The 12,370-nt window shown below is 61.6% G+C and carries 22 protein-coding genes; 1 reads left to right on the plus strand and 21 read right to left on the minus strand.

The window, feature by feature from the left end:
- Positions 1-11: 11 nt before the first annotated feature.
- The 21 genes from rplR to rpsL form a co-directional block, all read right to left on the minus strand.
- Entirely contained in the window at positions 12-374 is a 363-nt protein-coding gene (rplR, locus tag ACELLULO517_RS10975; protein ID WP_227307408.1) for a 50S ribosomal protein L18, read from the minus strand.
- Positions 374-907 carry a 50S ribosomal protein L6 gene (rplF, locus tag ACELLULO517_RS10980; RefSeq protein WP_227307409.1) on the minus strand — a complete coding sequence of 178 codons (534 nt, stop codon included), beginning with the start codon at positions 905-907 and terminating at the stop codon, positions 374-376. Before rplF ends, rplR begins: the two co-directional genes overlap by 1 nt.
- Positions 908-920: 13 nt before the next feature.
- Positions 921-1,319, minus strand: a complete 399-nt coding sequence (gene rpsH, locus ACELLULO517_RS10985; protein ID WP_227307410.1) for a 30S ribosomal protein S8 — start codon at positions 1,317-1,319, stop codon at positions 921-923.
- Positions 1,320-1,334: 15 nt separating this feature from the next.
- Positions 1,335-1,640 (minus strand): 30S ribosomal protein S14, encoded by a 306-nt coding sequence (rpsN, locus tag ACELLULO517_RS10990; protein WP_227307411.1) that lies wholly within the window; start codon positions 1,638-1,640, stop codon positions 1,335-1,337.
- 76 nt (positions 1,641-1,716) lie between these two features.
- Positions 1,717-2,274, minus strand: coding sequence for a 50S ribosomal protein L5 (gene rplE / locus ACELLULO517_RS10995; RefSeq protein ID WP_319796422.1), 558 nt, complete (start codon positions 2,272-2,274; stop codon positions 1,717-1,719).
- A gap of 12 nt (positions 2,275-2,286) precedes the next feature.
- On the minus strand, positions 2,287-2,607 hold the full coding sequence (gene rplX, locus ACELLULO517_RS11000; protein WP_227307412.1) for a 50S ribosomal protein L24: 321 nt from the start codon (positions 2,605-2,607) through the stop codon (positions 2,287-2,289).
- 2 nt (positions 2,608-2,609) lie between these two features.
- Positions 2,610-2,978 carry a 50S ribosomal protein L14 gene (gene rplN / locus ACELLULO517_RS11005; RefSeq protein ID WP_227307413.1) on the minus strand — a complete coding sequence of 123 codons (369 nt, stop codon included), beginning with the start codon at positions 2,976-2,978 and terminating at the stop codon, positions 2,610-2,612.
- A 15-nt stretch (positions 2,979-2,993) separates the two neighbouring features.
- Complete coding sequence (gene rpsQ, locus ACELLULO517_RS11010; RefSeq protein ID WP_227307414.1) at positions 2,994-3,287, minus strand: 30S ribosomal protein S17; 294 nt, start codon at positions 3,285-3,287, stop codon at positions 2,994-2,996.
- A 13-nt stretch (positions 3,288-3,300) separates the two neighbouring features.
- A complete protein-coding gene (rpmC, locus tag ACELLULO517_RS11015) occupies positions 3,301-3,513 on the minus strand; it encodes a 50S ribosomal protein L29 (protein ID WP_227307415.1) in 213 nt (70 codons plus the stop codon).
- A gap of 2 nt (positions 3,514-3,515) precedes the next feature.
- Positions 3,516-3,932 (minus strand): 50S ribosomal protein L16, encoded by a 417-nt coding sequence (gene rplP / locus ACELLULO517_RS11020; RefSeq protein WP_227307416.1) that lies wholly within the window; start codon positions 3,930-3,932, stop codon positions 3,516-3,518.
- 16 nt (positions 3,933-3,948) lie between these two features.
- Entirely contained in the window at positions 3,949-4,626 is a 678-nt protein-coding gene (gene rpsC / locus ACELLULO517_RS11025) for a 30S ribosomal protein S3 (RefSeq protein WP_227307417.1), read from the minus strand.
- 1 nt (position 4,627) lies between these two features.
- A complete protein-coding gene (rplV, locus tag ACELLULO517_RS11030) occupies positions 4,628-5,032 on the minus strand; it encodes a 50S ribosomal protein L22 (protein ID WP_227307418.1) in 405 nt (134 codons plus the stop codon).
- A gap of 3 nt (positions 5,033-5,035) precedes the next feature.
- A complete protein-coding gene (gene rpsS / locus ACELLULO517_RS11035) occupies positions 5,036-5,314 on the minus strand; it encodes a 30S ribosomal protein S19 (RefSeq protein WP_227307419.1) in 279 nt (92 codons plus the stop codon).
- A gap of 4 nt (positions 5,315-5,318) precedes the next feature.
- Positions 5,319-6,152 carry a 50S ribosomal protein L2 gene (gene rplB / locus ACELLULO517_RS11040; RefSeq protein ID WP_227307420.1) on the minus strand — a complete coding sequence of 278 codons (834 nt, stop codon included), beginning with the start codon at positions 6,150-6,152 and terminating at the stop codon, positions 5,319-5,321.
- Positions 6,153-6,170: 18 nt separating this feature from the next.
- The gene (locus ACELLULO517_RS11045) at positions 6,171-6,467 is read right to left on the minus strand and encodes a 50S ribosomal protein L23 (RefSeq protein WP_227307686.1); all 297 of its coding nucleotides are present in this window, start codon (positions 6,465-6,467) and stop codon (positions 6,171-6,173) included.
- Positions 6,468-6,505: 38 nt separating this feature from the next.
- On the minus strand, positions 6,506-7,153 hold the full coding sequence (gene rplD / locus ACELLULO517_RS11050) for a 50S ribosomal protein L4 (protein WP_227307421.1): 648 nt from the start codon (positions 7,151-7,153) through the stop codon (positions 6,506-6,508).
- 10 nt (positions 7,154-7,163) lie between these two features.
- A complete protein-coding gene (gene rplC / locus ACELLULO517_RS11055) occupies positions 7,164-7,838 on the minus strand; it encodes a 50S ribosomal protein L3 (protein ID WP_227307422.1) in 675 nt (224 codons plus the stop codon).
- Positions 7,839-7,857: 19 nt separating this feature from the next.
- A complete protein-coding gene (rpsJ, locus tag ACELLULO517_RS11060) occupies positions 7,858-8,166 on the minus strand; it encodes a 30S ribosomal protein S10 (protein ID WP_227307423.1) in 309 nt (102 codons plus the stop codon).
- 42 nt (positions 8,167-8,208) lie between these two features.
- Complete coding sequence (gene tuf / locus ACELLULO517_RS11065) at positions 8,209-9,399, minus strand: elongation factor Tu (RefSeq protein ID WP_227307424.1); 1,191 nt, start codon at positions 9,397-9,399, stop codon at positions 8,209-8,211.
- Positions 9,400-9,451: 52 nt separating this feature from the next.
- A complete protein-coding gene (gene rpsG / locus ACELLULO517_RS11070; protein ID WP_227307425.1) occupies positions 9,452-9,928 on the minus strand; it encodes a 30S ribosomal protein S7 in 477 nt (158 codons plus the stop codon).
- Between the two features lie 12 nt (positions 9,929-9,940).
- Complete coding sequence (gene rpsL / locus ACELLULO517_RS11075; RefSeq protein ID WP_011631258.1) at positions 9,941-10,312, minus strand: 30S ribosomal protein S12; 372 nt, start codon at positions 10,310-10,312, stop codon at positions 9,941-9,943.
- 435 nt (positions 10,313-10,747) lie between these two features.
- On the opposite strand from rpsL, the gene ACELLULO517_RS11080 reads away from it, so the two are divergent.
- Positions 10,748-12,334: a glycosyltransferase family 61 protein gene (locus ACELLULO517_RS11080; RefSeq protein ID WP_227307426.1), complete on the plus strand. Its 1,587-nt coding sequence runs from the start codon at positions 10,748-10,750 to the stop codon at positions 12,332-12,334.
- Positions 12,335-12,370 lie beyond the last annotated feature (36 nt).

Raw genomic sequence — 12,370 nt, forward strand, 5'->3', positions numbered from 1 at the left:
CTTCGTTCCCCTTAGAAGGCCAGACCGCCCTCACGGGCGGCATCGGCCAGAGCCTTGACGCGACCGTGGTAGAGATAGGACCCACGGTCGAACACAACTTCCTTTACGCCAGCGGCAAGAGCGCGTTCGGCTACCAGCTTGCCAACAGCGGTCGCAGCGTCGGTATCGGCCCCGGTCTTCAGATCCTTGCGGAGATCCTGATCGAGGGAGGACGCGGCGGCGAGCGTACGGCCCGCCACATCGTCGATCACCTGCGCATAGATATGCTTGCTGGAACGAAACACCGACAGCCGGACCCGGCCACCGGACTTCTGGCGCAGCTGGAAGCGAAGACGCTCCCGGCGACGCACCCGGAGATCCTGGTTCGCGCTCATTACTTTTTCTTACCTTCTTTACGGCGGATGGTTTCGTCGGTGTACTTCACGCCCTTGCCCTTATAGGGTTCCGGCGGACGCTTCGAACGAATTTCGGCAGCAACCTGACCAACCAACCGCTTGTCGACGCCTTCGACCTTGATCAAGGTCGGCTTCTCGCAGGTGATCTTGATCCCTTCCGGGATCGGATAGACCACGTCATGCGAATAGCCGAGATTGATCACCAGGTTCGGGCCCTGAACAGCGGCACGATAACCGGTGCCGGTCACTTCCATGGACTTCGAGAAGCCGACGGAAACGCCTTTCACCATATTGGCGACGAGGGCACGGGTCGTGCCCCACATCATACGGGCCGGCGCCGCCTTCGTCTTCGGTTCGACGGAGACGCGGCCGTCGGCCACGCTCGTCTCGACCAGATCGGTGAGCGGCAGCGAGAGCGAGCCCAGCTTGCCCTTCGCCGTCAGGATGTTGTTGGCGATAGCCACTTCAACCCCAGAGGGGATCGTGACCGGATATTTACCTACGCGCGACATTCCCCAGACCCCCTTAGAAGACCCGGCAGAGGACTTCGCCGCCAACATTGGCAGCGCGGGCCTCTTGATCGCTCATCACGCCACGGGGCGTGGAGAGAATGGAGACGCCGAGACCGCTATAGACCCGCGGCAGCTCCTTGATCTTCGAATAAACGCGGCGACCCGGACGGGAGACACGAGTGATCTCCTTAATGACCGGCTGGCCTTCGTTATACTTCAGCTCGATACGCAGCTGCGCGACACCCGGACGAAGCTCTTCCGTAGAAAAGCCGCGGATATAGCCTTCGCGCTTCAGCACATCGAGAACATTGGCGCGCAGGCGAGAGCTCGGCGCGACGCAAACAGTATGGTTGGCTCGCTGCGCATTACGGATGCGCGTGAGCATATCCCCTAAGGGATCTGACATCGACATAAGTGATCCCTTTCCTTACCAGCTGGCCTTGACCATACCGGGGATCTGCCCGGCGCTGGCGAGGTCGCGCAGTGCGATACGGCACAGGCGGAACTTGCGGTAGTTGGCGCGAGCGCGACCGGTCAGCTCGCAGCGCAGACGAACGCGCGTGGCCGAACCATTGCGCGGCAGCTGCGCAAGCTTCACGGAAGCCTCGAAGCGCTCCTCAACGGCAATGCTCCGATCCGCAACAACAGACTTCAGCGCCTCACGCTTGACCTTGTCGCGAGCAGCCATCCGCATACGCTTGGCATTGCGGTTGACCTGGGAAGTTTTGGCCATCCTGTTTTACCCTCCGGAACCTATCGGCCGACCGCCTTGCGGTGGCCGTGGTTTTCCAAATCTCGACTTGTTAAGCTCAGTTCGCGAAGGGAAGCTCGAAAGCCTTCAACAGGGCCTTCGCTTCCGCATCGGTCGTCGCAGTCGTCACGAAGACGATGTCCATCCCCCGGATCGCGTCCACTTTGTCGTAGACGATTTCCGGGAAAATGATCTGCTCCTTCACGCCCATGGCGAAGTTGCCACGACCGTCGAAACCCTTGCCCGTGATACCGCGGAAGTCGCGAACGCGCGGCAGCGCGATCGTGACCAGGCGGTCGAGGAACTCATACATCCGCGCGGAACGCAGCGTGACCTTGCAACCAATCGGCAGACCCTTGCGGATCTTGAAGCCCGCGATCGCCTTCTTCGCGACCGTCTTCACCGGCTTCTGGCCGCTGATCAACGTCATCTCGGAATAGGCCGCTTCCAGCTTCTTCTGGTCGGCAGCCGCTTCGCCCACGCCCATGTTCAGCACGATCTTTTCCAGACGCGGCAGCTGCATGGTGTTCTTGTAGCTGAACTCCTCCTGCAGCTTCGCGCGGACGACATCGTTATAATGTGCCTGCAAACGCGGCACAGTCCTGGTCTCGCTCACCCTTTAGCCTCCTCAGCTTTCGATGAGAGCGCCGGTCTTCTTGGCAACACGGACCTTGCGGCCGTCTTCCAGAATCCGGAACCCCACCCGGGTCGGCTGATCGCTCGTCGGATCGATCAGCTTCAAATTGGACAGGTCGATCGCGCGCTCACGCCGAACGAGGCCACCCTGCTCACCCGCACGGGAGGGCTTCTGGTGCTTCACGACGACAGCGACGCCTTCAACAACGGCACGGTTCAGCTTCGGCAGGACCTGCGTGACTTCACCGCGTTTGCCCTTGTCGGAGCCCGAGATGACGAGGACGCGGTCGCCCTTACGAATACGCGCGGCCATGATCAGATCACCTCCGGCGCGAGGCTGATGATCTTCATGAACTTGCGGGCGCGCAGCTCGCGCACGACGGGCCCGAAGATACGCGTGCCGATCGGCTCGTTCTGCTTGTTGATCAGAACGGCGGCGTTGCGGTCGAAGCGGATGGCGCTGCCATCGGCGCGACGCACAGGATAGGACGTGCGAACGATCACCGCCTGGTGGACGTCGCCCTTTTTGACCTTACCCCGAGGAATCGCGTCCTTCACGGCAACCACGATCACGTCGCCGACGGAAGCGGTCTTACGCTTCGAGCCACCGATGACCTTGATGCACTGAACGCGACGCGCGCCGGAATTATCGGCGACATCGAGATTGGTTTCGGGATGAATCACTTACTCTATCCCCTCTCAGGCCTGAGCCGAAGCGGCAGGCGCTTCAGTGATTTCGACCGGCACGGACAGGCTCGCGCCGTTCCGTTCGATCACCAACCAGGCCTTACGCTTGCTGATCGGAGGGCATTCCTCGATCCGCACCATATCGCCCGGCTTGCATGTATTGAGTTCGTCGTGCGCAGCGTAACGCTTCGAACGGCGAATGAACTTCTTGTAGAGCGGATGCATGACACGACGTTCGACCAGGACCGTTACGGTCTTGTCCATTTTATCGCTCACCACCCGCCCTGACAGGACGCGCTTAGACATCGCCCTTATCTCCTCAGGCTTTGGCGGAAGCGCGTGAGCGCTCCGCAATAATGGTTTTCACACGAGCGATCTCACGTCGCACAACACGCACGCGCCCGACACTCTCGGACTGGCCCGTAGCACGCTGGAACCGCAGGTTGAACTGCTCACGACGCAGGTCTACCAATTGAGTTTCCAGCTCATCCGGGCTTTTGGCCCGAATGTCAGTCGCAGACTTGTTAGCCATGATTACGCCTCCCCAATGCGGGTGACGAATTTGGTCTTGATCGGCAGCTTCGCCGCACCGAGCGTCAGCGCCTGCTGCGCGATCTCGGTGGTGACGCCGTCGATCTCGAACATGATGCGGCCAGGCTTGACCCGAGCCACCCAGAACTCGGGATTGCCTTTACCGGAGCCCATGCGGACTTCGGCGGGCTTCTGCGAAACCGGGACATCCGGAAAAATACGGATCCACACGCGGCCGGCGCGCTTCATGTAACGCGTGATCGCCCGACGAGCGGATTCGATCTGACGCGCCGTGATGCGTTCGGGCTCCATGGCCTTAAGGCCAAAAGCACCGAAAGTCAGCTGCGTGTTACCCTTGGCGAGGCCGTGAATACGACCCTTATGCGCCTTACGGTATTTCGTGCGCTTGGGAGAAAGCATTGTCCGTGTCCAATCCTTACCGCTGCGGCGCCTGTTCGGCGGCCTTGCGGTCCTGTGCCATCGGATCTTGGGTCAGGATCTCACCTTTGAAGATCCAGACCTTCACACCGCAGGTCCCATAAGTCGTTTTCGCCGTAGCAACACCGTAATCAATGTCAGCGCGCAGCGTATGCAGCGGCACGCGGCCTTCACGATACCATTCCATCCGCGCGATTTCGGCGCCGCCGAGACGGCCGCCGCAATTGATGCGGATGCCCTGGGCGCCAAGACGCATGGCGGACTGAACGGCACGCTTCATGGCGCGGCGGAAAGCCACGCGACGCTCCAGCTGCTGCGCGATATTCTCGGCAACCAGCGTGGCGTCGATCTCAGGCTTGCGGATCTCCATGATGTTCAGGGAGACTTCGGCCTTCGCCATGTTCGTCAGGTCCTTGCGCAGAACCTCGATATCCTGACCCTTCTTGCCGATCACCACACCCGGGCGAGCCGCATAGATGGTCACGCGCGGCTTCTTCGCCGGACGCTCGATCACAACGCGGGACACACCGGCGCCGGAGAGCTTCTTGCGCAGATGCGCGCGCAGCTTCAGGTCGTCATGAAGCAGCTTCGCGTAGTCTTTCCCGGCGTACCAGCGGCTTTCCCAGGTACGATTGATCCCGAGGCGAAGACCGATCGGATTGACTTTGTGACCCATGTTATGCGGCCTCCGGCTCGGCGGGCGCGACTTCTTGCGCGCGCTCGGCAACGACGATCTTCAGGTGGCTGAACCACTTCTCGACGCGGGCGGCGCGGCCACGGCCACGCGCATGGAACCGGCGCATCACGATGGAACGGCCAACCTCGACCTTGGTCACCACCAGACGATCGACGTCGAGCTGGTGATTGTTCTCGGCATTGGCGATCGCGCTCTGCAGAGCCTTGCGCACGTCGTTCGCGATGCGGCGCTTGCTGAAGGTCAGCTGCGCCACGGCGACGGCCGCCGGCTTGTTGCGGATCAGACCAGCGACCAGGTCCAGCTTACGCGGGCTGACGCGGAGATTGCTCACCAGCGCCTGCGCTTCGGTCTCACCAAGAGACCGGGGATGTTTCGGCTTGCTCATCGATCAGCCCCGCTTCGCCTTTTTATCGGCGGAATGGCCTGTGAAGGTACGCGTCGGCGAGAATTCACCGAACTTGTGCCCGACCATGTTCTCGTTGACCTGGACGGGCAGGAACTTATGCCCGTTGTAGACGCCGAAGGTCAGCCCAATGAACTGGGGCAGAATCGTCGACCGGCGAGACCAGATCTTGATAATTTCGTTGCGGCCGGAGGCGCGTGCCGCCTCGGCCTTGTTCAGGAGGTACCCGTCTACAAACGGGCCTTTCCAAACGGAGCGTGACATGGACTCAGCCCTTGCTCTTGTTGCGCCGGCGGATGATCAACTTGTCCGTCCGCTTGTTAACGCGCGTCTTGTAACCCTTGGTCGGCTTGCCCCACGGCGTCACGGGATGACGACCACCGGAGGTCCGGCCTTCACCACCGCCATGCGGGTGATCGACCGGGTTCATGACGACGCCGCGGTTATGCGGGCGACGTCCGAGCCAGCGGGAACGACCGGCCTTACCGATGTGGATGTTCGAGTTGTCCGGGTTGGACACGGCACCGATGGTGGCCATGCACTCGGCGCGGACAACACGCAGCTCACCAGACATCAACTTGACCTGGGCGTAGCCGGCATCCTTGCCGACGAGCTGAGCGAAAGTCCCCGCGGAACGCGCAACCTTCGCACCCGCACCCGGCTTCATCTCGATATTATGGATAATCGTGCCGACCGGGATGGCCGCCAGCGTCATCGCATTGCCCGGCTTGATGTCGGTGCGAACACCGGACACGACCTGGTCACCCACAGTCAAACGCTGCGGTGCAATGATGTAGGCAAGCTCACCGTCCTGATACTTGATCAGCGCGATGAAGGCCGTGCGGTTCGGATCATATTCCAGACGCTCGACCGTGCCGGGGACATCAAACTTACGGCGCTTGAAGTCGACGACGCGATAGCTCTGCTTATGTCCGCCGCCACGGAAACGCACCGTGGTGTGGCCATGATTGTTACGGCCGCCGGACGAGCTTTTGCCGACCGTCAGTCCCTTAACCGGTTTGCCCTTCCACAGGCCTTCACGAGACACCATGACGGTGCCGCGGAGGCTTGGGGTGACGGGATTAAATTGCTTAAGCGCCATGATCTATCCCCAAGAGCCTTAAGTAAGGCTCGTCGTGAAGTCGATCGACTGGCCGTCGGCCAACTGAACGATCGCCTTCTTGACATCCGCACGCTGGCCAGGACGGCCACGGAACCGCTTGGTCTTGCCCTTCGTGACCAGGGTGTTCACACCCAGGACCTTCACGCCGAACAGAGTTTCCACCGCGGTCTTGATCTCCGGCTTCGTGGCGCCGAGCGCGACACGAAAGGAAACCTGATTGCGCTCACCGAGGGCTGTCGCCTTTTCGGTGATCACAGGGCTGCGGATGACCTCGTAGATGGCCTCGCGGGACAATTTCTCAGCGCGCTTGCGCGCGGCGAAACCGGGGGTGCTCATGCTGCGATCTCCGCCGCGACGACGGCCTTGTCAGCCAGGCGCGCCGTCAGACCTTCCAAGCCGGCCGAAGTCACGACCAGCAGATCATGGCGCAGAATGTCGAGGACATTCGCACCGACCGTCGGCAGAACATCCACACCGATCAGGTTGCGGCTGGCGCGCAGGAAACCCGCGTCCACATCCGCATCGACGAACAGAGCGGAGGTCCAACCCAGGGCCTTCAACTTCGCGGCCAGATCCTTGGTCTTCTCAACACCGGCGGCAACGTCGATGACGACCAGCTTGCCGTCCGCCTGCTTCTGGGACAGGGCGGAAATCAGACCCAGGCGACGCACCTTCTTCGGCAGGTCATAGCCATGGTCGCGCACGACCGGACCGTGGACAACGCCACCGGTGCGATACTGCGGCGACCGCAGGCTGCCCTGACGGGCGTTACCCGTGCCCTTCTGGCGGAACGGCTTCTTGGTCGTGCCCGAAACCTCGGACATGCCCTTCACCTTGTGGTTGCCGGAGCGGCGACGCGCCTGCTGCCAATGCACCACACGCGCCATGATATCGGCGCGCGGAGCGGTGCCGAAAATCTCGTCAGCCAGCTCAACCGAGCCAGCCGAGCCATTATCAAGAGTTTTAATATCGATCTGCATATCGCAATCCTCAGCCCACCAGCGCGGCGGGATAGGCAGCGTCTGCAGGCCGCGCGCGCTTGATCGCGTCACGCAGCAGCACATAGCCACCAACGGCACCCGGAATAGCGCCCTTCACCATCACCAGACCGCGCTCGACATCGATGCCCGCGACCTCAAGATTGAGGGTCGTGATGCGCTCGCCACCGAGATGACCGGCCATCTTCTTATTCTTGAAGGTCTTGCCGGGATCCTGACGGTTACCGGTAGAACCAAGGCTACGATGGCTGACGGACACGCCATGGCTTGCTTCCAAGCCGGCGAAATTCCAGCGCTTCATGCCACCGGCGAAGCCCTTACCCTTAGAGATGCCAGCGGCATCCACTTTCTGCCCGACGGAGAAGTGGGCCGCGGAGATCACCGAACCGGGTTCGAGGAGAGCATCCTCGGCAACGCGGAATTCGAAAACCTTCTTCGCGGGCTCAACCTTCGTCTTGGCGAAGTGGCCACGGTTCGGCTGGCTGACGTTCTTCACCTTGGCCAGGCCGAAGCCCAGCTGGACGGCGGTATAACCATCCAACTCTTGCGTACGGGTGGACACCACCCGCACCTGGTCGAGGTGCAGAACAGTGACGGGAACATGGCTCCCATCATCTTTGAAAAGCCGAGACATGCCCAGCTTCTTGGCGATCACTCCGGTGCGCATAGAGGCGGTCTTTCCAGGCTCAGATCTTGATCTCGACATCGACACCCGACGCGAGGTCGAGTTTCATCAAAGCGTCCACCGTTTGCGGTGTCGGCTCGACGATGTCGAGAAGGCGGCGATGGGTCCGGATTTCGAACTGCTCGCGGCTCTTCTTATCAACATGGGGGGAACGGTTCACGGTGAACCGTTCAATGTGCGTCGGCAACGGGATCGGGCCGCGAACCCGGGCACCTGTACGCTTCGCCGTGTTCACGATCTCCTTCGTGCTCGCATCGAGCACGCGGTGATCATACGCCTTCAGGCGAATGCGGATGTTTTGATTGTCCATCTCAGGCTTCCAGTTTCGCGGCCAAATCTTCCTAGCGCGTAATTACGCGGTCACACTCGCAACCACGCCGGCGCCGACAGTGCGGCCACCTTCGCGGATCGCGAAACGCAGACCGTCATCCATGGCGATCGGCGCGATCAGCTCGACATCCATCGACACGTTGTCGCCGGGCATCACCATTTCCGTGCCTTCGGGCAGGGAGACGACGCCGGTCACGTCCGTGGTACGGAAGTAGAACTGGGGACGATAGTTGGTGAAGAACGGCGTGTGACGGCCACCCTCTTCCTTCGTCAGAATATACGCTTCGGCCTTGAACTTCGTGTGCGGCGTGATGGAGCCGGGAGCTGCCAGAACCTGGCCGCGCTCGACGTCTTCACGCTTCGTGCCACGCAGCAGCGCGCCGATGTTGTCGCCAGCCTCGCCCTGATCGAGCAGCTTGCGGAACATTTCAACGCCCGTGCAGATCGTCTTCACGGTGTTCTTGATGCCGACGATCTCAACTTCGTCGCCGACCTTCAGAATGCCGCGCTCGATACGACCGGTGACGACCGTGCCACGACCCGAGATCGAGAAAACGTCTTCGATCGGCATCAGGAATGGACGATCCTTCGGACGCTCCGGCTGCGGGATGTAGCTGTCGACGGTGTCCATCAGCTTCATGACGGCCTGCTCACCGATCTCGGGGGTCTTGTCCTCGAGGGCGGCCAGAGCGGAACCGGCAGTGATCGGGATATCGTCGCCGGGGAACTGGTAGGAGGACAGAAGTTCACGAACTTCCATCTCCACGAGCTCAAGCAGCTCCGGATCGTCGACCATGTCGACCTTGTTCATGAAGACCACCAGCGCGGGGACGCCGACCTGACGGGCGAGCAGGATATGCTCACGGGTCTGGGGCATCGGGCCGTCGGCAGCGGACACGACCAGGATAGCGCCGTCCATCTGGGCGGCACCGGTGATCATGTTCTTCACATAGTCAGCATGGCCCGGGCAATCGACATGGGCGTAGTGACGGGCCTTGGTCTCATACTCGACATGGGCGGTCGAGATCGTGATGCCACGAGCGCGCTCTTCCGGAGCCTTGTCGATCTGATCGTAGGCCGTGAAGGTCGCGCCACCGGACTTCGCCAGCACTTTCGTGATGGCCGCGGTTAGCGAGGTCTTCCCATGGTCAACGTGACCAATGGTGCCAATGTTGCAGTGAGGTTTGTTACGCTCAAATTTGGCCTTAGCCATCGTCTTCTCTCCGTGAGCCGACTTGCTACCGACGTGTCAGGCTGAACTAATGTTACCAGCGATAATGGCTGAAAGCCTTATTGGCTTCGGCCATACGATGGGTATCTTCACGCTTCTTCACGGCGGCGCCGCGATTGTTGACCGCATCCAACAGTTCGTTGGAGAGCCGGTCTTCCAATGTGTGCTCGCCGCGCTTGCGGGCCGAGTCGATGATCCAACGGATCGCCAGAGCCTGACGACGCTCGGTGCGGACTTCGACGGGCACCTGATAGGTGGCACCGCCGACACGACGCGAGCGCACCTCGACGGTGGGCTTCACATTGTCCAGGGCCTCATGGAACATGCGCACCGGGTCGGCACCGTTGCCGCCGCGACGCTTCAATGTGTCCAGAGCACCATAGACGATGCTTTCCGCAGTGGACTTTTTGCCATCATACATCAGCACGTTCATGAAACGTGTGATGACGATGTCGCCGAACTTCGCGTCCGGGAGAATTTCGCGCTTAACCGCGCGGTGACGACGAGACATAAACCGACCCTCTTACTTCGGACGCTTCGCGCCATACAGCGAACGGCGCTGACGACGCTTGGCGATACCCTGAGTGTCGAGCACGCCACGCAGGATGTGGTAGCGGACACCGGGAAGATCCTTAACGCGGCCGCCGCGGATCAGCACGACGCTGTGTTCCTGAAGGTTATGACCTTCGCCAGGAATATAGCTCACAACTTCGTAGCCGTTGGTGAGGCGCACCTTTGCCACCTTACGAAGCGCCGAGTTCGGCTTCTTCGGCGTGGTGGTATAAACACGCGTGCAGACACCGCGCTTCTGAGGGCATCCCTGCAGAGCCGGTACCTTATTGCGCGCCTTGTTGGGTTCGCGCCCCTTAGCAATCAACTGGTTGATCGTCGGCATAGACCTCGTTTCCGATCTTCACATCCCACAGGGCCAACCTCCATTCGCACAAAAGGCCGCAAGACAAGGGCAAATCCTTGCGAGCGGTCTATGTCCTAGCCGCGGTCTTAGTCTGAAACCAAAGTTTCGGACGGCTCCGCAGCGGCGGCTAAAACGAATGGTGGCTTGAACCCAAACACTCAGTCTGGGGTCCGGCCGAGGGCGCGATACCTACGGGCCGGGGTCCGCAGAGTCAAGCACGCAGCGACCGTTCAGGGGCGCAATTGCCCCCGCCCGCCGAGGAGGTGATATGCATCCGTACCGCACCACGCCGATAACGCCAAGAGGCGGCGCCGTGACACCTTCATCTGCGACCCTATCGCCAAGACGCTAGGTTATTGGCAATAAACGGTGTTGCGACGCTTGGACGATGCCCTAGATAAAGGAGTGGAGCATATGGCCCCCTCAGAGCCTGCTGCGGACGAACAGATCAATCCGGCCGCCGCCAGCGCCGCACCTCGCTCAGCCAATATGCTTGCGCATATCAGCGTCAGGGGCGACGTACCAGGGTTCGACGGCGAATGGCTGGGCGAACCCGGCAGCCCGCATGCGATCGAGGCGATCATGCTAGCCCCGGCGGGCAAGGGGCCGCCCCAGGTCAATCCCGCCCCCGAATACCAGATCATCTATTCAGACAGGCTCAGGACGCCCTGGGTGCCAGCCGGACAGCCCTGCGGCAGTCGCGGCTATAGTCTGGCTGTGCGCGGCATCCGGTTTCGCCTCAGCGCCGAGACCGCGTCTTTTTTCGATTGCCGCTATGACCTGGCCTTCACGGACGGCAGCCAGCTGGCGGATTTGCCCGGCACCGAGATCGCGCTGGCGCCCGAAGGCGCCAAGCTGGCGGCGATTCGCCTGCGCATCACCAGCCGCCCCGGCGTTCCGCTCATTGTCCTGAACGATATTGACGTCAGCGAGCCGCTGCCTTGGCCGGAGCTTGGCGGTCCCGAGGACCCTTTCCTGCGCCTGTCTCTGCTGTCACCGGCTTTCGACGCGACCGCACCGCTCATTCGCAACGGCGCGTTGATCCCGGCCGAGGTCTGGTCCGCACTGCATCGGTCATTCCGACGGACCGTCTTTCCGAGCCGCACCGTCGTGCTGCGTGAGGTCGAGGACGCGACGATCGTCAGCCCCGGTCTCGTCTTTGACCGCAATCTCGACCTTGTGCCGGTCTCGGATCACAAGCCGACGGCGGAGGCTGTCACGAAAGGTCGCGCGGCGGCGGCGGCAAGCCGGACAGGCGCGGCGCCGCAGATCGATGGCCTCAGCCTGCTTTGCCAGGCTCATACACCTCAAAACTATGGCTCTCTGATGATCGAGGCCCTGAGCGCGGCCTGGCTGGCCCAGGCGGCGATCGGGTCGCAGCTGACGACCTTCGTCTTTCAGGACTCGCCGCTGATCGATCTGATGCGGGAGGCGCTTCAGGGCGCCGGCATCATCCCCACCGCGCTCGCGATTCTGGATGACCGGCCCTTGCATTGCAAAAGGCTGATCCTGGTCGAAGGACTGACGGACCAGGGCCTTTATCAATCGCCGCTTTGTCTCGCACCTCTGCAGCAGATGGCGGCGTCCGTCCCGGCGGGGCCATCCCAGAAGCTCTTCATCAGCTACGCAGACCAGAAGCACCCGCTGCTCAATCAGGATGCCGTTGAGGTCGCGCTGCGTGCGCAAGGCTTCACGATCGTCGAACTCGACCAGATGACGCTCCGCGAGCGGATCGCCCTATTCAAAGGGTCGGCATGCGTCGTCGGGCCCATCGGGGCCGGCTTGACCAATATCGCCTTCTGCGCGCCTGGCACGCGGGTAGTGGCGCTGGGCGCGCGTAGCTGGACCGATAATGCTCTGTGGTTTCTCGCCCAGCATGCCGGGCTTCCCTATGAGGAAGTGCGCGGCAAGGATGCGGCGGATGGATCAATCCAGGACAGGCCCTGGGAAGCCGGCTTCAGCTTGTCGGACGATGATATCGCCTATCTGACGACCCTTTAGATTAGCATCGCGTCCGGCGACCAGGCTGGCAGGCGG

Source organism: Acidisoma cellulosilyticum, assembly GCF_020621385.1.
GTDB lineage: Bacteria > Pseudomonadota > Alphaproteobacteria > Acetobacterales > Acetobacteraceae > Acidisoma > Acidisoma cellulosilyticum.